The following is a 24,004-nucleotide window of genomic DNA, read 5'->3' on the forward strand; positions in this document are numbered from 1 at the left end:
GCGGGATGTTCCAATCCGATTCAGATGCCCCGGTGCGGCAGGGCACTCACCTCACTGCGTAGAATGTTGTAGCGCCTCATGACTCAATCCCGCCCCCGAATTCTGATTATCGCTGAGTCAGCGAACCCCGAATGGGTCAGCGTGCCGCTGATCGGCTGGTCCTTGTCCCGGGCACTGGCAAAGGTTGCCGATGTGCATCTGGTGACGCAAATCCGCAATCGTGACGCAATCTTGCGGGCCGGGCTGGTGGAGGGACAGGACTTCACGGCCATAGATTCCGAGGCCTTCGCGCGCCCGCTTTGGGCTATCGGTGAAAAGCTGCGGGGCGGTGGCGGTAAAGGCTGGACCACGCTGCAACTGATCAACGCCCTGTCCTATCCGCATTTTGAAAGGCTGATCTGGCGGCGGTTCGGGGCAGACATCCGGGCCGGGCGCTTTGACATCGTTCACCGGGTGACGCCGCTCTCGCCCACCATTTCCAGTGCGTTGGCTGCAAAATGCGCCCGTGCTGGCGTGCCCTTTGTGCTTGGTCCGCTTAACGGAGGCGTGCCGTGGCCTAAAGAATTCGACGCCGAGCGGCGGCAGGAAAAAGAATGGCTGAGCTATATACGCGGGGTCTACAAAGCTCTGCCGGGACGCAGGCGGACGCTGAAACACGCCGCCGCGATCATTGCCGGGTCCGGCCACACTAAGGGCGAAATCCCTGCCTCGATGCAATCAAAGACGTTTTACATTCCTGAGAATGCCATTGACCCCAAGCGGTTTACCAAACGGGCGGATCCGGGCCGGGAAGGGCCACTGCGCGCCTGTTTCATCGGGCGCATGGTGCCCTACAAGGGCCCTGATATGCTGCTGGACGCCGCAGCGCCGCTGCTTCGTGACGGGCGGATGGTGCTCGATATGGTGGGAGATGGCCCCCTGTCGCCTGCATTGAAAGCGCAGGCCGAAGCGCTCGGCGTTACGGGCGCTGTCACGTTTCACGGCTGGCTGGAACATGGGGCGGTTCAGGACGTGTTGGCCGGGTCCAACCTCATGGCGTTCCCGTCGATCAGGGAATTTGGTGGCGGCGTGGTGCTGGAGGCGATGGCCCTTGGCGTTCCTTCGCTGATTGTCGACTATGCAGGACCCGCGGAATTGCTGACGGAGGGAACTGGATGGAAGGTGCCCATGGGAAACAGGGCTGCGATCATCTCGGGTTTTCGGGCGGAACTGGAGCGATTGGAGGCAGACCGTCCCGCCCTGATCCGCGCAGGGCAGGCAGGCTTGGACAGAGTGGCGAGCCAGTTTACATGGTGCAGGAAAGCTGACCAGATATCAGAGATTTACGATTGGATGTTAGGAGAACGCGATGACCGGCCGGAACCGATGTTGGAGAAGCGGAACCATGCGGCTGACTAAGATTGTCGGAGCTCTGGCGCTGTGCCTGCTGGCCGCGCAGCCCATTCATGCGCAGCAGCAGGATATCCGTGCTTTCATCTACGGCAATTCGCTGATCAACCACGTCTCTGGCAGCGACGAGACGACGATGCCGTTTTGGCTGTCGATCCTCGCGCAGGCTGGCGGGCATGGATTTGCCGCAGACGGGGCATTTGGCGCGCCGCTACAGTTTGCCGATCAACTACCGCCGGAGCCCAACTGGTCTTTTCAGAACGTGACCTCGATCTGGGATTCCGAACGCTTCGCTTTCCGTCGTGCGAATTTCAACACGATTATCCTGAACAACGCCAACTTCATTCAGGCAAATCCGCCCGATGCGCCCTATGAATGGGGCAATCCGCAAGGCTATAGCCCTCTGTCCGCCACCTTGCGTGTCTTTGACTGGACCGAATTTCAGGCCCGTGGCGCGCGGTTCTTTATCTATGAAGGCTGGTCCGATCTGGCGCTGATTTCCAATCGATTTCCCCCGCGGGCGCGGGCGCTGGCGCGCTATCATGACTATAACCGGGGCGACTATCACGACTGGTACGTTGAATACGTAGACATGATCCGCGAAGCGCGGCCTGAACTGGATGTGACCCTGATCCCCGTGGCGTCCATTCTGGCAGAGCTGTTCAGCGAAGGATCGTTGGCTGACCTTGAGGCGACCGATCTTTATCTCGATGATGCGCCGCATGGAACACCAACCCTGTATTTTCTTGCTGCACTGGTGACTTACACGGCGATCTTCAACGAAGAGCCGCCTGCGACAGTAGACCTTCCCGACAGCATCCATGCCGACGTGCGAGAGGGTTACGCCGATATCGCAGGTTTCATCTGGGCTCGGATCCAGGGCAGTGCGTTTGAAGATCACGCCAGCCTGACACCTGAAACCGGCCTCACCGATCCGGCGCTGGCCATGGGGCTGACGGGGCTGTCAGAATGGTCCACCCAGATGCCATTCATCAATCTTATGCGCTCTGCGCGCCCCTGGATCGGACATCTGGAGGGACAATGGGGCGGCATCGACGCAAGCGAGCTTGAGCTCTCGAACTACTTGACCCCGGAAGGATGGCCGCTTGGGTTGCCAGAGGGGGTGGTGGCGCTCGAGAGCTTCATTCTGAGCGATCTGCCACCGGAGGCTGTCGGCGCTGCCGGGCGCTATCGCGTCACATGGACCGGGCGCGGCACGTTCCGGCTTGGCGGGCGGGTCGAGAATGTCGACATGGGCGATCACGAGGCGTGGTTTGATTTCACCCCCGGCGAAGGCCCGGTTGCCTTGCGCATAGAAGCCACGGATGCCGCCGATCCGATCCGCGATATCGTGGTGCTGCGCGCCGAACATATCCCGCTTTACGAACTGGGGGAAATGTTCAACCCAGACTGGATCAGCCGCATTCGGGATCTGCGTAGTGTGCGCTTCATGGACTGGATGGACACCAATGCATCGCCCCAGGTGATCTGGACAGATCGCCCGCGCATGTCGGATTATACCTGGGTGCGCCGTGGCGTGCCCGTTGAAGTGATGGTGCGGCTGGCCAATCAGATCGGCGCGGATCCGTGGTTCACATTGCCCCATATGGCCGATGACCGATATGTGCGCGCCTTCGCGTCCTATGTGGAGGAACGGCTGGCACCCGATTTGCGGGTTTACGCGGAATGGTCGAACGAGGTCTGGAATTTCCTGTTTGCGCAAGCGCATTGGGCGGCGGACATGGCCGCAATTCGTTGGGACGGGGCGGATGGCGACGCATGGATGCAATATGCCGGGCTGCGCGCGGCTCAGGTGGCGGATATCTGGGCTGAAGTCTTTGAGGGGCAAGAAGATCGTCTGATCCGTGTAATCGCAACGCAGACCTCATGGCCGGGGCTGGAAGTGCCATTGCTAGAGGCACCGCTGGCCCAGGCAGAGGGCCATCCGGCCCCCTATGAAAGCTTCGACGCCTACGCGGTCGCAGGGTATTTCGGGACGGAACTGGGCAGCGATGAACGGGTAGGCGAGGTTCTGAGCTGGATCGATCGTGATGACCGCTTTGATCTGGCCGCACGGGTACTAAGGCGCGGCAGTCTGGGCGAGTTGATCGACACCTGGCTGCCCTATCATGCCGATGTGGCGGCCGATCACTGCCTGTCCATGGTGATGTACGAGGGTGGCACCCATGTGGTGGGGCTTGGAGACAATGTCTGGAACGAGGATCTGACGCGCTTCCTGATCGACTTCAACTACTCCCCTCAAATGTCTGAAATATATTCAGAACTGCTAGCGGGATGGCGCGATAGTGGTGGAACGCTGTTCAATGCTGCTGTCGATGTCAGCGCCGCAAGCCAGTGGGGAAGCTGGGGTGCACTGCGCCATCTGGATGACACAACGGCCCGGTGGGCCACGCTCATGGCCTACAACGCCACGGCGGGTGGTTGGGAAACCCGAGCCACCGACACCTTTGCCCACGGTGTTTACAGATGGGGCAGCGCCGGGCGCGATGATCTGACCGGCACCGCGCAGCGTGATATCTTTGTTGCGGGCGATGGCAATGACCGGCTGTTTCTGGGGCCCGGGGACCGCGCCCATGGCGGCGGTGGTCAGGATCTCGCGGTGTTGCCGGGGCAATCGGCCGATTATGCACTGGTCGAGGAAGACGGCCGCATGATCCTGAACGGACCGGATGGGCCGATCTGGCTGGTGTCAGTAGAGGTGGCGGAGTTCGAAAGTGAACCGGGGGTTCTTTATGGGCTGGAAAGCGACTAAGCGATGACGCGCCTAACCCCACACCCCTTTGATCAGCATTTCAGCCCCGCGCCCGGAGTGGAAGCCCGCGACAATGCGTTGACGCCCGGCAGCCGACAGCGTGGCGCAACGATCCGGGTCATCCGCAAGCGATGCAATGGCCTCGGCCAGCGCCTTGGGGCTTTTGGGGGGTACCAAAACCGCATCCACCCCGTCGCGTATCAATTCCGGCACACCGCCCGCATTTGTGCCGATCGTGGGGGTTCCGCAGCTCATCGCCTCCATCAAGGCGACGCCAAGCGGCTCATGCCAGCTGGCCAGAACAAACAGATGCGCCACGCGGATTTCGTCGCGCACCCGGCCTGCATCGACCGCACCAAGCAGGCGGACGTGATCGCCAAGGCCAAGCTCGGCAATGCGTGCGTCCAGCACTTTGCGATAGCCCGATCCGCCATCATCATCCTGACCGGCGATGGTCAATTGCACGTCGCGCCCCTGATCCAGCAGCAGCCGGACAGCGGCCATCAGATCCTGATGACCTTTGACGATATTGAGCCGCCCGCAGGAGAAAAGCCGCAGAGGCTCACCTGCGCCTACGGGCCGGTAGGGGCCAGCCGGGGTCAGCACGTCGGTATCGACGCCCATGGGCTGGATGTAGAGACGGTCGGGCAGGTCATCCGGCATCTCCGCCAGCATCTCGGCCTTCAGTTTTTCCGTGATGATCGACGCAAACTCTGCATACCGCCATTTGAAGCGCTGGCCTGGGCCATAGTCGGACAAAGGGCCATGCAGCGACAGAGAATAGCGCGGACCACCCATGCGACGGGCGATCGCCGCAATCAGCGCCGCGCGGCCGCAGGAATGCACATGCACATGGGTTATGCCGTGCGACCGGCAATGGCGGATCAGGCGTGCGGCGGCGGGGATCGAGACCGCGATGTCCTTAACCATCGCCTTTCCCTCGGCCCGCGCCTCGGCCAGCAGATCGGCATAGGGCAGCCGGGGCAGGGCAGACAGCCCCGCCAGCACGTCTGGCTTGCCAAGATAAGTGGTTCGGTTCATCGCGCCGACAGACCAGTCATGCGCCACAAGGCCGGCAGGCGGATGCCGGGTGGACAAAAGGTCGACGGTCACGCCGCGCTTTTCCAGTTCCGCAATCTCTCTCCAGAAGAAGATATGCGTCTGGCCGGGGAATTGCGGCACCAGATAGCCGAGTATGCGCCTGTCGGTCATGGAATGTCTTGCCTGTCACTGCCCGCACCTAACCTGCGGAAATTCGCTTTGAAGGTCAAAGACAAAAGGGGATGGGCATGATCTCGGTAATCATTCCGGCCCATAACGAGGCCGGGTACATCGGCAAATGTCTTGACGCGGTTCTTGCCAGCCGTGGCATTGCTTCAGCCGAGGTGATTGTTGCGGCAAATGGCTGTACGGACGAAACGGCCCAGATTGCTGAAAGCTATGCAGAGCGCTTTGCCAAAAAGGGCTGGCGCTATTGCGCGTTGGATATCGCGGCGCCGGGCAAAACCGAAGCTCTCAACAAGGCCGAGGTCATGGCAACCTATCCGATGCGGCTTTTTCTGGATGCCGATGTTCTTGTGACGCCGGGCCTCATTGCCGGAATCGCGGGCGTGCTTGACCGGCCAGAACCAGCCTATGCATCTGGAATGATCGTGGTGACAGGTGAGGGGGCGACTTCGCGGGCCTATGCGAGGTTCTGGGCGCGGCTGCCCTTCATGGCGACGGGTGTGCCCGGATGTGGTGTTTTTGCCGTGAATGGTCTGGGTCGGGCGCGCTGGTCAAGATTTCCTGACATCATCGCGGATGATTACTATGTGCGCCTGCTATTTTCCCCGTCCGAACGGCATCTGGTGCCAGCCGAGTTTGACTGGCCGGTGGCGGAAGGGTTCTATCGTCTGGTAAAGGTGCGCCGACGCCAGAATGCAGGTGTGGCTGAAATTGCACATAAATTCCCGGAACTTATGACGAATGAAGAGATCATTCCGCCGGCTGAGAGGTCGATCATGAAACTGGCAGGTCAGGATCTCTCGGGCTTCCTTGTTTACGGGCTGGTTGCATTCATGTGCAAAATTTTGCCCGCGCCAAAGGGATGGGATCGGGGCCGATGAGAGGAGCTTTTCGGCATGTGACGTCCGGTGACGGCCTGATGGCGCGCGCCATGCGCAGCGCCGGGCTGAACCTTTTCGGATTCGGGTTCAGCCAGATTCTGCGACTGGCATCGAACCTGATCCTGACGCGGCTTCTGTTCCCCGAAGCCTTCGGTGTTATGGCCATGGTCTCGGTCTTCCTGATGGGACTGGCGATGTTTTCCGATGTGGGGGTCGGCCCCGCGATCATGCAATCCAAGCGCGGCGACGACCGAGATTTCCTGAACACCGCCTGGACTATCCAGATTATCCGGGGCGTCAGCCTGTGGCTGGTGGCCTGCGCGCTGACCTGGCCCATGGCGGTCTATTTCGGTGAACCCGATCTTGTGTACTACCTGCCGGTGGCCGCGCTGACGCAGCTTGTGCTTGGCTTCACCCCGACGCGCTACGAGACCGCGAACCGGCATCTGCGGGCAGGGCGGGTGACGCTGCTCGATATGGGCACGCAGGTGGTGGGTCTGCTGGTGGCAATCCTGTTGGCCTGGTTGACCCAATCGGTCTGGGCCCTGGTGATTTCCGGCGTGCTGTCGGCCATCGCGCAAGTGGTGTTGTTCGACCTTTTCCTGCCGGGCGAGCGCAATCGCTTTCGGTGGGAATCTGCTGCGGCGCGGGAACTTATCCATTTCGGCAAATGGGTGTTCCTCAGCACCATCGCGGGCTTTGCCATCGGTCAGGCCGACAAGGTCGTGATCGGCGGCTGGCTCAGCACCCATGATTTCGGGATCTACAACATCGGCTTCTTCTGGGCGTCTTTTCCCTTCATGATGGGCTCGGTCGTGGTGCGAAAGGTAATGATCCCGATCTACCGCGAAAGCCCCCCGGGCGAGAGCCGAGAGAACTTTCTCCGCCTGCGCAGGATGCGCATGTTGGCAACGGCGGGAATGATCGGGATGGTCATGGTGCCCGCGTTCCTGGGGCATTGGTTGATCGACCTGCTCTACGACCCGCGCTATCTGGCGGCGGGCGGTATGGTGGTGCTGATCTCGGTCGTACAGATCCCGGCCATTGTTGGTGTCACCTATGACCAGGCGGCACTGGCGGCGGGGGATTCCAAGCGCTTCTTTGTGCTGGCCGCGACGCGTGCGGTGTTCGTGGTGGTCGGCATGGTGGTGGGGATCACGCTTTACGGTCTTCCTGGCGCGCTGGCGGGGCAGGGGCTGGCGATGCTGGCGGCGCATCCGGTCGTGGGATGGCTGGCTTCCCGCAGCCGCGCCTGGGATCCGCTGCATGATGCGATCTACTTCGGCGTGGGTGGCGGCCTTGGTGCTTTGGCGCTGTGGTGGAACTGGCCTCTCATCGAGGCGCTGGCGGCGATCCAGGCGGGATAGGCCTCAGGTGGATTGAACAGGGCGCTTTATGTGTGCGTCGGGATCTTTTGTGGCTTGCCTCCACAGGATCGGGATCATTTCCCGATAGACTGCCCAGAGGCTTGGGTACGCAGGCGGGCATTGATCCGCGATCAGCCGGTGAAACCTTGGCAGAGCATGATAGGGCACCGTCGGTGAGGCATGGTGTTCCAGATGGTAGTTCATGTTCATGTACAGGAACCTGAACACTGGGTTGATCAGAACCGTGCGGCAATTTTCCCTGTGATCGTCCACATTTTCCGCCAGCCCCGCATGTTGGGTAAGCCCCAGCAACTGGTGCAGCCATCCTGCGTAAAACCGTGGCCCAATGATGAAAAGCAGCGGCAGGAGCGTCATCCAATACACACAAGACAGCAGCAAGCCCGCCCAGATTGTCAGGTAAATCCGGCTGCTCAGTACAAGCCGTTTCGCCGCCCGTTCCGGGACGTAGCTTTGTTCCTGTGGTCCCAGACCGAACAAGCCATGCAAAACAATACGCCGGATTTCACCGATGCCTGACGGGATGAAGAAAAAGTCCAGCGCAATGCGCAGCAGATCAGCCGGCCGGGTAACCTGAATCTCCGGATCGCTGCCGACAATGATCGTATGTGTGTGATGTCGCGTATGGGAATAGCGCCAAAGATATGCCTCGCGCAGGGTCATAAAGCTGCACAGCTGGTAGAGCCAGGTGTTCAGCCATCTGGTCCGAAATACGGTCCCGTGCGACAGTTCATGCCAACGGGCATCGGAAGAGGAATAGATGGTTCCGTAAACCAAGAAGGCAGGGATCGCCCAGTGACTGCCAAGGCTAAGCCAGGCCAGCCAGCCCGACAGCCCAAGCAAGGCAAACCAAAGCGCGAAGTTGACCAGCGCGGGGCCGTTCCTTGGTTCCCGCAAAGCGGCCAGGACTTCACTGTCGATCCGGGGCGTCCACCATCGAAGCGGGCGCGGGCGTTCACCGGGCTTTTGCTGCAAGCTGTAGTCGCGTGTCTCGAAAGGCATTTCGGCACCCCAATTCTCCTTGGACACTCTTGCAACCAATGCAATCGAGTCAAGCATCCGTCAGGCGATGTCCCGCAAGGCCAAATGATGGGGAAGTGCAGGCTTCTGTTGCCAGGTGCCTGCGAACCCCGCCTTACGCGGCTAGGCGTAAGGGCTTAGTTTCGGCGACCCGAACTGCTTACGCAGCCAGAGCCATTGCCGGAGCACGATTGTCGTTTGCAATTGTACTTGTTTCGCCGATAACGGTGGCAGACAGCCGAGACAAAGCAAAACCCCTTTAGACGTTCGTCGATCCTGTTTCGGCCCCATGATCCCCAAACGAAGGATTTTGGTGGAGCCGCCGGGTACCGCCCCCGGGTCCGATCCGCTTATTACGAGCGCGTTTATGTCCATAGTCCCCCGAAGGGCACATCCATAAGATAAGTCTTCAGCGCCGGCGGTTCAACGGCAATCATCCTCGAAACGCTTGATCGATCTCGAAAGGTGAAGAAGACTGGTTCGCATTCGAAACGAAATCTTAGGGAGGAAGGCCATATGAGACCCAACTATCAGAAAGCCGGGCTTACGGCGCTTGCAACAGCGGGATTTATCGCAATGGCCGGTGCCGCGTCGGCACAATCGGCCCCGTGCCCGTCCAACGCCATGGGCATCACCAGCCCGACCGCTTGTTCCTGCGCCTCCGGCGGCGGAACCGGGGCGGTTTGGGGCACCAATGTCTATACCGCTGACAGCAATGTCTGCGTCGCTGCGGCCCATGCGGGCGTGATCGGCGCAGGGGGCGGACAGATACTGGTGACGCCGGGTGGCGGCTATCAGAGCTATCCCGGCTCCACCCAGAACGGCATCGCCACCAGCACCTGGGGGTCTTATGACCGCAGTTTCACGGTCACGCTCGTGTCAATGGAAATCCCCGCTTGCGGGACCATGCCCGCAGGGGCTGAGATCCATGAATGCAGCTGCCCGGCCGGACCCTACACCGGGTCCGCATGGGGATCAGACCCATATACCAACGACAGCAATATCTGTGTCGCGGCGATGCATACCGGCATGATCAGCGCTGCGGGCGGCACAGTGACGGTGCTTGCTGCCCCTGGGCTGCAAAGCTATCGCGGCTCGGAATGGAATGGGGTGAGCACGATGGATTATGGCCCCTGGAGCGGCTCGATCAGCTTCGACCGGAACTAACCGGCCTGCTCTTTCGCCCGCTTGGCCATAACCGAGCGGGCGAGCTCAACGGTGTAGCGTTCAAGCTGGCTTAGACCGTCGCTGGCGGCTGCTCCGTCGTGCGCTTCGATCGCGTTGGCAATCCGGGTATGAAGGGCGACGATTTCTTCCCGAGACCGGGCCGTGAAGGTGATCATGTTCATCAGGGGCTGCATCGCTTCGACCGCGCCGGCCAGCTGGTAGGACAGCACCGGATTGTCGGCCCCGTCGACCAGCGCCCGATGAAAGGCCACGTCAGAGGCGCAGAAAGCCTCATCCGTCAGGCCCGGCTGTTGCTGGCGAAAGATCTCGGCGCGCATCGTGGCCAAGTGATCGGCGGTGCGGCGGTCTGCCGACAGCGGTGCGCAGGAGCGTTCCAGCGCATAGCGCGCCTCGCAGGCGGTGTCGAAGCTGACATCGTTCATCGACAAGAGCAGGGTCGAGGTGGTGATCTGCTGGCCATAGGCATCGGGATAGGACAGCCGGTTCACGAAGGCGCCGCCAAACGCCCCGCGCTGCGTGCGGATCAGCGATTGCGCCGCCAGACGTTTCAGCGCCTCGCGTACGGTGGAGCGCGATACATCGAACTGCTCGGCCAGTTCGGCTTCGGACGGCAGGCGTTCATCGACGATCAGATCGCCCGCGATGATGGAATCGCGGATGGCCTTGGCGATCTGCGCTGACAGGTCGGCGCTGCTCTTTGGGTCGATTTTCACGTAGCGTCACTTTCGAGATTTTATTTGTCAGACATTTAAAAGTCTGACATTTAAAACGCAAGACCTGAGTCGGGGAGGACCAGCCTTGCTTGCAACACGGATCAGAGCGATGCGGGGGCCGCACTGGCTGGCGCTTTTTGCCCTGATCCTTGCGGCATGGGCGGCGCTTTACGCCATGTCGATCCCGGCTGATCTGCGCGCGGCGGGCCGTGTCTATGGAGCGGATTTCTGGGCCGACCTGTGCAACCTGACCCCGGATGCGGCGGGCTTTGTCCGGATGACTCTGATGTGGGCGCTGATGTCGGCGTCGATGATGGCCCCCACGGCGCTGCCTGCTTTCGCAACCTATGAGGATCTTTCTCATACCGGGGCAGAGACCCGAATTCCGGCGCTCGTCGCAGGGTATCTCGTAATATGGCTCGGATTTTCAGTGATGGCTGCTGGCTTGCAGCTTGCCCTGCTGCGAAATGGGCTTCTTGATCCGTTTGGGTCCAGCGCGTCAGCGGCGTTGTCGGCTGGTCTCCTGGCGGTGGCCGGTGCCTATCAGTTCACGCCACTTAAGGAGGCGTGCCTGTCCAAGTGCCGTGCGCCGATGATGTTTTTCCTCCAGCATTTCGAGGAAGGCGCGTTCCGAAACGGGGTCAGGCTTGGCGCTGTGTGCCTTGGATGTTGTTGGGCGCTGATGTTGCTTGGCTTCGTTGGCGGGGTGATGAACCTGGGATTCATGGCTCTCGCCACGGTCCTGATGGTGTTGGAGAAACTGCCCGATATCGGGCGCTGGCTGACGCGGCCGCTTGGAGTTGCGCTGCTGGCAGGGGCGGCATGGGTCGCCATAACAGGAATCTGAGAGAGGAGAGAAAACAATGGCAAGCGATCGTATCGAGACGCCCGCCCGCATTGATAACCGTCACCCGGCCTCATCGAAATCGGGCCACGGGGCGATTGAATGGGCAATCAAAGGCGAGCTTATCCTGAACTGTAACTGTACCGTGTTTTGCCCGTGTGTGGTGTCTCTCGGATTGCATCCGCCGACCGAAGGCCACTGCCAGACCTGGGGCGGTGTGCGCATCGACAGCGGCAATTATGGTGGCACGGACCTGTCGGGTCTGAATGTCGGCCTGTTGATCGAGATTCCGGGCATGATGAGCCGCGGCAACTGGAAAGTTGCGCTTTTCATCGACGAACGGGCCTCTGACGATCAGTTCAATGCGCTGGTCGACATCTTCTCGGGTAAGGCCAAGGGAACCACGGGTCTGTTCAAGGTGCTTGTCGGCGAAGTCATCGGCGTGGAGCGTCAACCGGTTAGCTACGAAACCGACGGAAAAACTCGCCACATCACGGTCGGCCGCCGCATTGAGGGTGTCGTGTTCCCGGTCGGCGGCAATGATCCCGACGAAGATATCGTGATCAGGAACACCAAATACTGGATGGGCCCCGATATCACTGTCGCGACCGCCTCCAAGGGTAAAGTGCGGGCATTCGGTCGTGTCTGGAACTTTGATGGCCGCTCGGCCGAGATCTGCCAGATCGACTGGAAGGGCCCGCGCTAAGGCGCTGATCAAACGAACAATTCCCGGGGGCCCTTTAAAACGGGCCCTCGCGGGCATATCCCCACCCACCCTTGTTGGAGTCTGCCGTCATGGCTCTGATTGCACCATCCCGCCGCCTGCGTCGCACGCCCTTTTCCGAGGGGGTCGAGGCCGCCGGAGTCAAAGGCTACACGGTTTATAACCGGATGCTTCTGCCCACTGTCTTCCGCTCGGTCGTGGAGGATTATCATCATCTCAAAGAGGCCGTGCAGGTCTGGGACGTGGCCTGCGAACGCCAGGTAGAGCTGCGTGGCCCCGATGCCAGCCGCCTGATGCAGATGCTGACCCCGCGCGACCTGCGCGGCATGTTGCCCGGCCAGTGTTTCTACGTTCCGATCGTCGATGAAACCGGCGGTATGCTGAACGACCCGGTTGCAGTCAAACTGGCCGAAGACCGCTGGTGGATCTCCATCGCCGACAGCGATTTGCTGCTGTGGGTCAAGGGCATCGCCTATGGCTACCGGCTGGATGTTCTGGTCGATGAACCCGATGTGTCACCCCTGGCGGTGCAGGGGCCCAAAGCCGATGATCTGATGGCGCGGGTCTTTGGCGACTCGATCCGTGACGTGCGCTTCTTTCGCTTCGGGCATTTCGATTTTCAGGGCCGCGATCTGGTGATCGCACGCTCTGGCTATTCGAAACAGGGCGGGTTCGAGATCTACGTTGAAGGCAGCGATATCGGTATGCCGCTTTGGAATGCGCTGATGGAGGCGGGCAAGGATCTGGATGTTCACGCGGGCTGCCCCAATCTGATTGAGCGGATCGAGGGCGGCTTGCTGTCCTACGGCAATGACATGACCGACGACAACACGCCCCATGAATGCGGGCTTGGCAAGTTCTGTAACACAGCCACGGCCATCGGCTGCGTCGGGCGTGATGCGCTTCTGCGCGTGGCCAAGGAAGGCCCGGTACAGCAGATCCGGCCGGTTGAGATTCACGGCGATGCAGTGCCGCCATGTGACCGGCTCTGGCCGGTGATGGTGGGCGACAAACATGTGGGCAATATCAGCTCGGCCGCGTGGTCGCCGGATTTCAACACCAACGTGTCCATCGGTATGATCCGCATGACCCATTGGGACGCCTTTACCGAGGTTGACGTGATCACTCCTGCCGGAGTGCGCGCAGCCACGGTCTACGAGGCGTTCTGGAACTGAATTCACTTGGATCGTCTTTCGGCCGATCCTAATGCAACGAAAAGGAGACGAGATGTTTAACGCACTGGTCGTGAGAAAAGACGAAGAGAGCGGCAAGACCTCGGCTGCGGTGGAGCAGATCGGTTTGGATGATCTGCCCGATGGCAATGTGACAGTTGCCGTGGATTTTTCCACCGTGAACTACAAGGACGGGCTGTGCATAGGGCCGGGCGGTGGTCTGGTCCGTAACTACCCGCATGTGCCGGGAATCGACTTCGCGGGCACCGTCGAAAGCTCTGACGATGACCGTTACAAGCCCGGTGACAAGGTCGTGCTGACCGGCTGGCGCGTGGGTGAGAACCGGTGGGGCGGCTACGCTCAGAAGGCCCGTGTTCCCGCCGATTTCCTTGTCCCGCTGCCCGAGGGCATGAGCACCCGGCAGGCGATGGCCGTGGGCACCGCTGGTTTGACCGCGATGCTGGCTGTCATGGCGCTGGAAGATCACGGCCTGAAGCCCGGCGACGGCCCTGTTCTGGTAACTGGTGCGGCGGGCGGTGTGGGCTCTGTCGCAACGGCGATCCTGGCCAATCTGGGCCATGAGGTTGCCGCTGTGACCGGCCGTCCCGAGCAGGAAGACTATCTGCGTGGGCTCGGAGCCAGCCAGATCGTCGCGCGCGAGGATTTGACCGAAGTGACCCGCAAACCGCTGGAAGCCGAACAATGGGCGGGCTGTGTCGATGCGGTCGCCGGCGCGATGCTGGGCCGGGTGCTGAAGCAGATGAAATACGGAACCTCAGTTGCCGCGATCGGCCTTGCGGGCGGCGCGGCAATCGAAGGCGCGCTCATCACCCCGTTCATCCTGCGCGGTGTGAACCTTCTGGGCATCGACAGCGTCATGCAGCCTTTCGCCAATCGTGAACGGGCCTGGCAGCGCATCGCGGCGGATTTGCCGATGGACAAGCTGGAAGCAATGATCGAGCCCGCCAGCCTGTCGGATCTGCCCGATCTCGGCCGGTCGATCCTGAAAGGCGGCGTGCGTGGGCGCGTTGTTGTTGACGTGAATGCCTGAGTGACAAGGTTTCGCCGCCTGACGGCGGCGATCCGCGGGGGGCTCTGCCCCCCGCATCCCCCCAAGTATTTTTTCCAAGAAGAAAGGGGAGGGGCTTGACCGATTGCGCCGATCCGCGCACAAGCCAAGTATGACCAGAACATTTGCCATGACCGTCTATTATCGCCCGTTCAAATAGAGCGGCGGACCCATGTGCAGATAATGACAGACCGCCATCGAGGGCGGTTTTTTTGTGTGATCCGGCTTTGGTGGTCCAAACCGGAGAAGACCGCATGAGTATCAAACCAATCATCCGACCCGTCACGCCTCAGGATCTGGAGGCGCTGGCAGATATGGTGCGCCATCTGGCGCGCTTTCACGGGGATGTCCCGTCAGTCACCACTGCAACTCTTGCCCGCGATTGTCTGGGGCAAGCGCCCTGGTTGCATGTGCTGGTCGCCGAAGTGAACGAGGCGCTTTGTGGATACGCTATGCTGTTCCCGCTGGCCCGTGCGCAGCATGGTGAAAGGGGCATGGATCTGCACCACCTGTATGTTCACAAGGGTCTGCGCGGGCTTGGGATTGGCCGGGCCCTTGTCAGAGCGTCCGAGGCGCTGGCGGCAAGGCTTAATGCCCGGTTTCTGACCGTATCTGCAGTGCAGGAGAACGATGTGGCAGGGCAGACATACCTGTCGCTTGGGTTCGAAGAGGCGCCAAACACCGCGCGCAGGTTTCGACGGGAGCTTCCCGGCTGACACAACTTTTGCGCACATTTGTATACCGTGGAGCTACGCGTTCTCTGATCGCATGGCTCCATATTTTGTTGCTTTGACAAGGGTTTGCCCTGCGTCTCCCGAGGAAAGGTTGGCGGTTTCTGGACACACGTGTTAGTTGTGACCAAGAAGAGCGGAATTGCGCCGCAGCCGGGTGTGGAAGTGCCGTTTTTGTACAAGAAGCGGAAGCCCCCCGGACTAAGGCTGGCCAAAGGGAGAGACTGACGACCAGACCCGGTTCATTTTTGGAAAAACACCTCCGGGAACGGCACGCAAAGGAGACAGGGGACCATCCAGTTGTAAAAAGTTTTTCCAAGATATCTGGGAGGAGAACTCTATGGCAAAAACGCCCCCATTGATGGAATTGCCGATCAAGACCGCCGAGGGCGGCTTTTACGACGGCTTTAGCAAAGACGTTACGGTAACCGCAAAAATCCTGGTTGGTGCGCTGATCATCTGGGCCGTTGCATTTCCTGACAACGCCGCCAGCGTGCTTGGCAGCCTCAACAGCTTCCTGCTGGCAAATTTCGCAACCTGGTACATCTGGGTCGTGGCCTTCTTCATCATCGTCTGCATCCTGCTGGCAATCGTGCCGTCTTCTGGGCGGCTGACACTGGGTCTTCCGGAAGACAAACCGGAATTCTCTAACTTCTCTTGGTTCTCGATGATGTTCGGGGCAGGGATCGGCATCGGGATGCTGACCTTTGCTACGGCAGAACCGATTTACCATTTCGCCACCAACCCCGATGTGATCATGGGGAGCGCCGAAGGGTCATCAGCCGAAAACGTGCGCAACGCCTATAAGTGGTCGTTCCTGCACTGGGGTATCGGGGCCTGGGCCTGCTATGCCTTGGTCGGTCTGGCGCTGGCCTATTTCTCGTATCGCCGCAATCTGCCGTTGACGATCCGCTCAGCCCTGGTGCCGCTCTTCGGGCGGTCGCTGTCGGGTACCCTTGGCCATGTCGTCGACATCGTTGCGGTTGTCGCCACAGTTCTGGGTGTGTCGCAAACGCTCGGCTTCGGGGTGAACCAGTTCGTTGCGGGCGTGCACCGCATCGGTCTGGGCGATTGGCTGCTGCGGGAAGATGGCAGTGCCTCGACCGCGGCGATCATCTTCGCGCTTCTGGTGATCATGGGGGCCTCGACCCTGTCGGCGCTGTCGGGTGTTGGCAAAGGCATCAAGTGGCTGTCGAACATCAATATGGGGCTCAGCTTCTTCCTGCTGGCCTTCTTCCTGATCTTCGGCTCCACGTTCTTCGGCCTCCAGGCGCTGTTCGTCGGGATCTTTGACTACCTGGTCAACTTGCCGTCGATGCTGTTCACCGTTTGGCGTTCTGACGGCGTTGAGGGATCGGTGGCCAGCCAGCTGTCCGGCTGGCAGGGCGGATGGTCCGTCTTCTACTGGGCCTGGTGGATCGCTTTTGCCCCGTTCGTCGGCGTGTTCCTGGCACGTATTTCCCGGGGTCGGACCGTGCGGGAATACGTTCTGGGTGCGATCATCATCCCATCGATGATGTGCTTTGTCTGGTTCGCCATCGTGGGTGGCACCGCGATCGACCTGTCGCTGAATGGCGATGCGGGCGATGCGATCACCGGCGCAGGTGCGGAGTCGCAGCTGTTTGCGATGCTGGATGTGATGCTGTCCTCTGGTCTTGCATGGGTCATGGCATTCATCGTCGTCATCCTGCTGCTGACCTATCTCGTAACCTCGGCAGACTCGGCTGTTCTGATCGTCAACACGATCAACTCGGGCGGTGATGAGGGGCCGAAGGGCCGCCCGCATATCATCTTCTGGGGCGCTGCCCTGGCGATGGTTGTTGGGGCTCTGCTGATCATCGGCGGGCTCGGGGCGATCCAGACCGCCATGGTCATCGGGGCGCTGCCCTTCAGCTTCGTGATGCTGTTGATGGGCTTTGCCGTGATCAAGGGCATTTGGCGCGACGCGATCCGTGAAAAGAACGGCGTCGAAAGCGTCTATCGCGAATAAAGTGCTGTGATGCAGCGCTTGGAACCCCCGTCGCGAAACCGGCGGGGGTTTCTGTTTTCGGTCTGCAATTGACCTGTGAACGGGACTGTCGTAGGCGTTTTTCGTCCCGTCTTTGTTACGGGGCTGCCGCTGATCCGGGTTCGGGTTGCCGGCTCGGCTGGAAGACCTGCCAGGATGGGAAACGCCCGCCTGGGGTCGGCGTGCCCCGGGCGTGGCAATGAGGAACTAGGATCAAAGAATGACCCAACTGGATATCGACTGGGTGCGGGCGCAGTTCCCCGCCTTTTCACAACCCTCTTTGCAGGGGCAGGCTTTCTTCGAAAATGCGGGTGGAAGCTACACCTGCAAGCAGGTGATCGATCGGCTGTTCCGTTTTTACACGGAACGCAAGGTGCAGCCTTACGCACCCTATGAGACAAGCCGCCTGGGCGGCGAAGAGATGGATGAGGCGCGTATCCGTTTGGCGGCGATGCTGGGCGTGGACACCGATGAGCTGAGCTTTGGCCCCTCGACCACGCAGAACACCTATGTGCTTGCGCAGGCCTTTCGGCAGCATCTTGGGGAGGGTGACGCAATTGTCGTCACCAATCAGGATCATGAGGCCAATTCCGGCCCCTGGCGGCGGCTGGCGCATGAAGGGATAGAGGTGCGCGAATGGCAGATCGACGCGGAAACGGGTCATCTGGACCCCAGGGCGCTTGCCCCGCTTCTGGCTGATGGCAAAGTCCGGCTGGTGTGCTTTCCGCATTGTTCCAACGTGGTCGGCGAGGTGAATGACGTCGCTGCAATCTGCGCGCAGGCCAGGGCCGCAGGGGCATTTACATGCGTTGATGGCGTCAGCTACGCGCCGCATGGGTTTGAGGATGTGGGGGCGCTCGGCGCCGATATCTACCTGTTCTCGGCCTACAAGACCTATGGGCCGCATCAGGGCATCATGGTGATCCGCCGCGCACTTGGCGAGCTGCTGCCGAACCAGGGGCATTATTTCAACGAGGGATCTCTGTACAAACGCTTTACCCCGGCCGGCCCGGATCACGCGCAGGTCGCGGCCAGTGCCGGAATGGCGGACTACATGGAGGCGCTGTCTGCCCATCATGGCGGACCATCCAGCGGCGTAGGGGCGGCACGCTTTGCCCATCAGCTGATGCGGGAACAGGAAGTATCATTGCTGGAGCCGCTGCTGGCGTATCTTTCGTCCAAGAACTCTCTGCGCCTGATTGGGTCGGCCTCTGCCACAGGCCGGGCCCCGACGGTGGCGGTCGCTCTGGACCGTGCAGGAGAGGGCGTTGCAGCAGATCTGGCGGCGCATGGCATCATGGCCGGTGGCGGCGATTTCTACGCCGTTCGTCCGCTTGGCGCCATGGGTGTTGATCTTGAGCGGGGTGTGCTGCGGCTCAGCTTCACCCATTATACGCATCACGGAGAAATTCAGCAGCTGATCGGTGCCCTCGATCAGGTTATCTGATCCGCTTGACCGGCCTGTATTACGGTCTACCTGTCGCACAATAAGGGGCAGGATATGAGCGAAGCACCAATCCTTTACTGGATGCGCCGGGATTTCCGGTTACACGACAATCCGGCGTTGGCCTCAGCTGCCGGGCGGCCGGTCATTCCGGTGGTCATCCGGGATGCTACCGTGCGTGCACTTGGTGCGGCCCCTGCGTTCCGGTTCGGCCGGGCGGTGGAAGATTTTTGCAAAAATCTTGACCCGCGCGGTGGGCAGGTTGTCTTGCGCACGGGTGACGCGCTCGAGGTGCTGGAAGCGCTGATCGCAGAAACCGGCGCGACCCGCGTGGTGTGGAACCGGCTCTATGATCCGCAGGCACAGGACAGAGACAGCCGGATCAAGGCAGCGCTGAAAGCGAAGGGGATCGAGGTTGAAAGCTTCAATGCGCATCTTCTGTTCGAGCCCTGGACTGTGGAAACCGGAACCGGCGGCTTCTACCGGGTCTACACGCCCTTCTGGCGGGCGGTGAGGGACCGGGACGTTCCGTCGCCCATGGCCACCCCATCACTGGCTTTCCCTGACAGCTGGCCGAACAGCGAGCCCCTGGGGGATTGGGGCCTTGGCGCCAAAATGCAACGGGGTGCAGAGGTCGTTGAACGGCATTTCCTGCTTGGTGAGGCCGCGGCACTGAACCGGCTGACAACGTTTTTGGAGAACCGCGTTGCCCGTTACAAGGACGAGCGGGATTTTCTTGATCTCGATGCGACATCTGGCCTTTCCGAGCCGCTGGCTTACGGTGAGATTTCTCCTCGCCAATGCTGGCACGCGGGCTGGCGCGCGATGGACGGGGCTGGCGGCAAGGGGGCGGAACACTTTTTGAAAGAACTGGTCTGGCGCGAATTTGCCTACCATCTGATGTTCCATTCACCCCATATCCTGAAAGACAGCTGGCGCCCGGAATGGGAATCATTCCCGTGGTCAGCAGAGGGTGACGGCGAGGTCGCAGAGCGTTGGCGGCGGGGCGAAACCGGGGTGGAAATCATCGATGCCGCGATGCGAGAGCTCTATGTGACTGGCCGAATGCACAATCGGGCACGGATGTTGGTCGCGTCGTACCTGACCAAGCATCTGATGGTCGATTGGCGGGTTGGTCGAGATTGGTTTGCCGAGACATTGACCGACTGGGATCCGGCTTCGAACGCGATGGGTTGGCAATGGGTTGCCGGGTCAGGCCCCGATGCGGCCCCGTTCTTCCGCATTTTCAACCCCGAAACGCAGGCGGAGAAGTTCGACCGAAAAGGCGTCTACAGAAACCACTGGTTGCGCGGGGCCGGAGCGCGGGACTTTGCGGCTGCGATCCCCAAATCCTGGACCATCCGCGAAAACCCACGGCCGATGATCAGCCTGTCGGAAGGTCGGGAGAGGGCTCTTTCTGCGTACAAGGCACTGAAAAGTTAATTTTCTTGCCAGAAAGCCGAGTTCGCGTTCATGATACGCTTGCGACAAGGGGATGGGACATGAGTGTCAAAACGACGACAGTCGGCGAAACCGATCTGCCGCGCTATTTTGCGCAGGTCTTCCAGACCGTAGGCAAATTGAAGAACGGGCGGTTGGAGTTCCACCTGCCAGATGGCCGTATCTTCAGAGCAGAAGGGGAGAACCCCGGACCGCTCGGAATCTGTGAGATCCATGACCCGGATGTCTTTGCCAGGCTGATCCGCGAGGGAGATCTGGGCTTCTGCGATGCCTATCTCGAAGGGGGGTGGTCCACTCCGGATCTTCAGGCGCTGATGGATGCGGTCCATGCAGATAATGACGAGGTCTATGACGGATTCCTCGGCATGGCGCTGGTCCGGGCCTATGAGAAGCTGCGCTTCTGGATGCAGGGCAATTCCAAGCGTCAGGCCCGCAAGAACATCTCGTATCACTACGATCTTGGGAATGAATTCTACGGGCTTTGGCTTGACGATACGATGACCTATTCTTCGGCCCTGTTCGATACCGGGCAGGAATCCACCGAGACCGCGCAGCGCGCAAAATATGCGGCGCTTGCGGATAAGATCGGGGTGAAACCGGGCGATCACCTGCTGGAAATCGGCTGCGGCTGGGGCGGTTTTGCGGAATACGCGGCCAAGGAACGGGGCGCGCGCATCACCGGTTTGACCATTTCCCAGGAACAACACGACTACGCCGTTGCGCGCATGGAGCGGCTGGGGCTGTCGGATCGGGTTGAAATCCGGATGCAGGACTATCGAGAAACGGAAGGCCAGTTTGATGGCATTGCGTCGATCGAAATGTTCGAGGCGGTGGGCGAGAAATACTGGCCGGTATTCTTCTCAACAGTGCGTGACCGGCTGAAGCCCGGCGCGGTGGCTGCCTTGCAGATCATCACCGTGCAGGACGCGCGTTGGCAGGTCTATAAGCGTGGTGTCGATTTCATTCAGAAATACATCTTTCCCGGTGGAATGCTGCCCTGTCCGTCCGTCCTGCGCCAGCAGGTGGACTCTGCCGGACTTACCTTTATCGGCAGCCATGAATTCGGGGAAAGCTACAGTCAGACCCTGCGCCGCTGGCATGAGACGTTCAACGACCGGTGGGACGATGTTGCAGCGCTTGGCTTTGACGACCGGTTCCGCCGGATGTGGAATTTCTACCTCACCTCTTGCGCTGCAAGCTTTCACAGCGGCAATACTGACGTGACGCAGATTTCCGTGACCAAACCGGGCTGACCCCATGCCAACTACCGCCAAACTCGTCGCCGCCGTTCTGTTTGCCATTGTCGGCTATTTTGCGGCGGATGCCTATGCGCAGACCTTGCCTCCGGGCCAGCCCCGGTTCTGGCTGATCCCGATCGTGACCGTGCTTGGCATCGGGCAGGGCTGGATGACCATGGGGCGCAATGTGGGCGAGGGGATCTCCATGGCGATCACCACCGGGGTGCGCACATCTTTCATGATCGCCTTTTGGGCGGTGGCGATCTTTGGCATCTTCGAGATGTTCTACAGGTCCACCCGTCTGCGCTATGACGGGCCCGGTGAGGCGGTCATCGCGGCGTTGGAGCTTTTGATGGATTATGGGCTGTCCGTCTTGACGGCGGTGCCCACGCTTATCATCTTGTTCGGGGGAGGCGCGGTTGCGGGGGTCGTAACCGAGTTTGTAAACCGCCGCTGGAGCTGACCTGATCCAATGACACCGCTGTTTTTCTTTGGCACGCTGCGGCATCAGCCGCTGCTGGATGTTGTCCTTGGCCGGCCCCTCACACCAGAGCCCGCCCAATTGCCCGGCTATCGCGTGGCCTGGGCCGAGGCGGAAAGTTTCCCCATGCTGGTCGAAGATGCGGGCAGCATGGCAGAGGGCGTGCTGGCCCATGGGCTGACAGATCAGGACATTGCCCGGCTGAACTTCTACGAAGGCGCCTTTTCCTACGATCTGGTGGAGATTACAGCGCAAGGGGCAAATGGCCCGGTTCCTGCCCGTGTCTTCATGCCCAAAGATGCCCCTTGGCAGCCCGGTGCAGATTGGCAACTTCAGGATTGGGTCGACCGGTGGGGGGCTTTGACACTCATCGCTGCGGCCGAGGTCATGCGGGCTTTTGGCCGGGAAACCGCGTCACAGGTTGCGGCACGCTTTCCGATCATCCGCGCCCGTGCGCAGTCTTACGTGATGGCGCAGAACAGACGGCGACCAGTAACCGTGTCCAGCCCCCTGACACGAAACGATATTGAGCTGTCCTCGCTCGATTTCCCCTATGAAAAGTTCTTTGCCGTCGAAGAATACGAAACCCGGTTCCGCCGCTTTGATGGCCAATGGTCTGACACAGGTGCCCGTGCAATCTTTAACGTGGGCGACGCTGTGACCGTGCTGCCCTATGACCCGGTGCGCGACATGGTGATGCTGATCGAGCAGTTGCGTATCGGGGCCTATGCGCAGGGCGATCCGCAGCCGTGGCTTCTGGAACCGGTGGCGGGCATTGTCGATGCGGGCGAAAGCTATGAAGACACTGCCTATCGCGAAACCCGTGAAGAGGCGCATATCGAGTTGAGCGCATTGCATAAGGTTGCGGGTTACTACCCGTCACCGGGTGGCATTGCACAGTACCTTGTGTCTTATGTTGGCATCGCGTCGCTGGCCGATGACCGCAAGACCGTGGGCGGGTTGGAAAGCGAAGGCGAAAACATAAGGAACCTTTTGGTGCCTTATGATCAGCTGGTTCAAATGCTGGAGTCAGGCGAGCTGGTGAACGCGCCCATGGTGATGTCGGTACAATGGCTGATGTTGAATCGTGACCGGTTGCGCGCATAGGCACATGCCGATTGCACCGCTACCTGCTTGAGTTTGGCGCTGTGCGCGCCTATCCCTTTTGAACACATGAGGCCGCGCGCTTGGCGGTTGAACGATATCCGCGGAGTGATCGGACATGACCATCAACAAAGATCTTGCAGCATCCGTGGGCAACACGCCCCTGATCCGTCTGAACCGGCTGAGCGATGCCACCGGCTGCGAGATCCTGGGCAAAGCCGAATTCATGAACCCCGGCCAATCCGTTAAGGACCGCGCCGCGCTGTTCATCATCCGCGACGCCATCGCGCGCGGCGATCTGAAACCGGGCGGCACGATTGTCGAAGGCACGGCCGGGAACACGGGCATTGGCCTGTCGCTGGTGGGGGCATCCATGGGATTCAAGACGGTCATCGTCATCCCCGAGACGCAGAGCCAGGAAAAGAAGGACATGATCCGTCTGGCCGGCGCAGAGCTGGTGCAGGTGCCGGCAGCGCCCTACAAGAACCCCAACAACTATGTGCGCTATTCGGAACGGCTGGCCAACGCTCTTGCCGCGACGGAACCAAATGGCGCAATCTGGGCCAACCAGTTCGACAACGTGGCGAACCGTCAGGCGCATATCGAGACAACAGGGCCTGAGATCTGGGATCAGACCGGCGGCGAGGTCGATGGCTTCATCTGTGCCGTAGGCTCTGGTGGAACCATCGCGGGTGTTGGCATGGCGCTGCAACCCAAGGGCGTGAAGATCGGCCTTGCGGACCCGGATGGCTCGGGCGTTCACAATTTCTACACGACGGGCGAGTTCAAATCCGAAGGCGGCTCGATCACCGAGGGCATCGGGCAGGGGCGCGAAACGGCGAACCTGAAAGGCTTCCGCCCGGATATGAGCTATAAGATCTCGGACGCGGAAGCATTGCCGCTGGCCTATGACCTGCTGGCCGAAGAGGGGCTTTGCGTGGGTGGATCATCGGCTATCAACATGGCGGGCGCGGTGCGCATGGCGCAAGAAATGGGTCCGGGGCACACCATCGTGACGATCCTGTGTGACTACGGCACGCGCTATCAATCAAAGATGTTCAACCCCGGCTTCTTGCGCGAAAAGGGCTTGCCGGTGCCTGCATGGCTTGATGCCGCCCCGCGCGATTTGCCGTCCGTGTTCGAGTAAGCGAA

20 protein-coding genes and 1 other RNA gene are annotated in these 24,004 nt (G+C 60.6%); 17 read left to right on the plus strand and 4 right to left on the minus strand.

Going from position 1 to position 24,004, the window contains the following annotated elements; genetic code table 11:
• The first annotated feature begins 78 nt into the window (after positions 1-78).
• Together ACROHD_RS08280 and ACROHD_RS08285 are read left to right on the plus strand one after the other, a co-directional pair.
• Positions 79-1,398 (plus strand): glycosyltransferase family 4 protein, encoded by a 1,320-nt coding sequence (locus ACROHD_RS08280; RefSeq protein WP_432677127.1) that lies wholly within the window; start codon positions 79-81, stop codon positions 1,396-1,398.
• Positions 1,385-4,162 carry a calcium-binding protein gene (locus ACROHD_RS08285; protein ID WP_432677128.1) on the plus strand — a complete coding sequence of 926 codons (2,778 nt, stop codon included), beginning with the start codon at positions 1,385-1,387 and terminating at the stop codon, positions 4,160-4,162. Before ACROHD_RS08280 ends, ACROHD_RS08285 begins: the two co-directional genes overlap by 14 nt.
• Before the next feature lie 12 nt (positions 4,163-4,174).
• On the opposite strand, the gene epsE is transcribed toward ACROHD_RS08285, so the two are convergent.
• Positions 4,175-5,374: an exopolysaccharide biosynthesis GT4 family glycosyltransferase EpsE gene (gene epsE, locus ACROHD_RS08290; RefSeq protein WP_432677129.1), complete on the minus strand. Its 1,200-nt coding sequence runs from the start codon at positions 5,372-5,374 to the stop codon at positions 4,175-4,177.
• Positions 5,375-5,451: 77 nt separating this feature from the next.
• Here epsE and ACROHD_RS08295 point away from each other — a divergent pair, with 77 nt between their 5' ends.
• Both ACROHD_RS08295 and ACROHD_RS08300 read left to right on the plus strand, forming a co-directional pair.
• Positions 5,452-6,270 carry a glycosyltransferase family 2 protein gene (locus ACROHD_RS08295; protein ID WP_432677130.1) on the plus strand — a complete coding sequence of 273 codons (819 nt, stop codon included), beginning with the start codon at positions 5,452-5,454 and terminating at the stop codon, positions 6,268-6,270.
• A complete protein-coding gene (locus tag ACROHD_RS08300) occupies positions 6,267-7,637 on the plus strand; it encodes an oligosaccharide flippase family protein (RefSeq protein WP_432677131.1) in 1,371 nt (456 codons plus the stop codon). The genes ACROHD_RS08295 and ACROHD_RS08300 overlap by 4 nt, the downstream gene beginning before the upstream one ends.
• Positions 7,638-7,640: 3 nt before the next feature.
• On the opposite strand, the gene ACROHD_RS08305 is transcribed toward ACROHD_RS08300, so the two are convergent.
• Together ACROHD_RS08305 and ssrA are read right to left on the minus strand one after the other, a co-directional pair.
• A complete protein-coding gene (locus tag ACROHD_RS08305; RefSeq protein ID WP_432677133.1) occupies positions 7,641-8,657 on the minus strand; it encodes a fatty acid desaturase in 1,017 nt (338 codons plus the stop codon).
• A gap of 94 nt (positions 8,658-8,751) precedes the next feature.
• Positions 8,752-9,106: a transfer-messenger RNA gene (gene ssrA, locus ACROHD_RS08310) on the minus strand.
• Between the two features lie 85 nt (positions 9,107-9,191).
• Between ssrA and ACROHD_RS08315 the strand changes: the two genes are divergently transcribed.
• Positions 9,192-9,842, plus strand: coding sequence for an LCCL domain-containing protein (locus ACROHD_RS08315; RefSeq protein WP_432677135.1), 651 nt, complete (start codon positions 9,192-9,194; stop codon positions 9,840-9,842).
• Here the strand turns inward: ACROHD_RS08315 and ACROHD_RS08320 are convergent.
• Entirely contained in the window at positions 9,839-10,576 is a 738-nt protein-coding gene (locus ACROHD_RS08320; RefSeq protein ID WP_432677137.1) for a FadR/GntR family transcriptional regulator, read from the minus strand. The genes ACROHD_RS08315 and ACROHD_RS08320 overlap by 4 nt on opposite strands.
• A gap of 109 nt (positions 10,577-10,685) precedes the next feature.
• Here ACROHD_RS08320 and ACROHD_RS08325 point away from each other — a divergent pair, with 109 nt between their 5' ends.
• From ACROHD_RS08325 to ACROHD_RS08380, 12 genes are all read left to right on the plus strand, one after another.
• The gene (locus ACROHD_RS08325) at positions 10,686-11,423 is read left to right on the plus strand and encodes a DUF2182 domain-containing protein (RefSeq protein WP_432677139.1); all 738 of its coding nucleotides are present in this window, start codon (positions 10,686-10,688) and stop codon (positions 11,421-11,423) included.
• Positions 11,424-11,439: 16 nt separating this feature from the next.
• On the plus strand, positions 11,440-12,126 hold the full coding sequence (locus tag ACROHD_RS08330; protein WP_432677141.1) for a DUF1326 domain-containing protein: 687 nt from the start codon (positions 11,440-11,442) through the stop codon (positions 12,124-12,126).
• An 89-nt stretch (positions 12,127-12,215) separates the two neighbouring features.
• The gene (locus tag ACROHD_RS08335) at positions 12,216-13,319 is read left to right on the plus strand and encodes a dimethylsulfoniopropionate demethylase (RefSeq protein WP_432677143.1); all 1,104 of its coding nucleotides are present in this window, start codon (positions 12,216-12,218) and stop codon (positions 13,317-13,319) included.
• Positions 13,320-13,371: 52 nt separating this feature from the next.
• The gene (gene acuI / locus ACROHD_RS08340) at positions 13,372-14,367 is read left to right on the plus strand and encodes an acryloyl-CoA reductase (protein ID WP_432677144.1); all 996 of its coding nucleotides are present in this window, start codon (positions 13,372-13,374) and stop codon (positions 14,365-14,367) included.
• Positions 14,368-14,639: 272 nt separating this feature from the next.
• A complete protein-coding gene (locus tag ACROHD_RS08345) occupies positions 14,640-15,101 on the plus strand; it encodes a GNAT family N-acetyltransferase (protein ID WP_432677146.1) in 462 nt (153 codons plus the stop codon).
• Between the two features lie 355 nt (positions 15,102-15,456).
• Positions 15,457-17,106: a BCCT family transporter gene (locus tag ACROHD_RS08350; RefSeq protein ID WP_432677147.1), complete on the plus strand. Its 1,650-nt coding sequence runs from the start codon at positions 15,457-15,459 to the stop codon at positions 17,104-17,106.
• 238 nt (positions 17,107-17,344) lie between these two features.
• A complete protein-coding gene (locus ACROHD_RS08355; RefSeq protein WP_432677148.1) occupies positions 17,345-18,571 on the plus strand; it encodes an aminotransferase class V-fold PLP-dependent enzyme in 1,227 nt (408 codons plus the stop codon).
• 54 nt (positions 18,572-18,625) lie between these two features.
• A complete protein-coding gene (locus tag ACROHD_RS08360) occupies positions 18,626-20,011 on the plus strand; it encodes a cryptochrome/photolyase family protein (protein ID WP_432677149.1) in 1,386 nt (461 codons plus the stop codon).
• 59 nt (positions 20,012-20,070) lie between these two features.
• Positions 20,071-21,282, plus strand: coding sequence for a class I SAM-dependent methyltransferase (locus ACROHD_RS08365; protein WP_432677150.1), 1,212 nt, complete (start codon positions 20,071-20,073; stop codon positions 21,280-21,282).
• 4 nt (positions 21,283-21,286) lie between these two features.
• Complete coding sequence (locus ACROHD_RS08370) at positions 21,287-21,730, plus strand: TrgA family protein (protein WP_432677151.1); 444 nt, start codon at positions 21,287-21,289, stop codon at positions 21,728-21,730.
• Between the two features lie 9 nt (positions 21,731-21,739).
• Positions 21,740-22,855, plus strand: coding sequence for a gamma-glutamylcyclotransferase (locus ACROHD_RS08375; RefSeq protein ID WP_432677153.1), 1,116 nt, complete (start codon positions 21,740-21,742; stop codon positions 22,853-22,855).
• Between the two features lie 115 nt (positions 22,856-22,970).
• A complete protein-coding gene (locus ACROHD_RS08380; protein WP_432677155.1) occupies positions 22,971-23,999 on the plus strand; it encodes a cysteine synthase A in 1,029 nt (342 codons plus the stop codon).
• Positions 24,000-24,004: the final 5 nt, after the last annotated feature.

Origin of the sequence: Nioella aestuarii (assembly GCF_050896395.1) — a bacterium.
In the GTDB taxonomy this organism is placed as follows: Bacteria; Pseudomonadota; Alphaproteobacteria; order Rhodobacterales; family Rhodobacteraceae; genus Nioella; species Nioella aestuarii.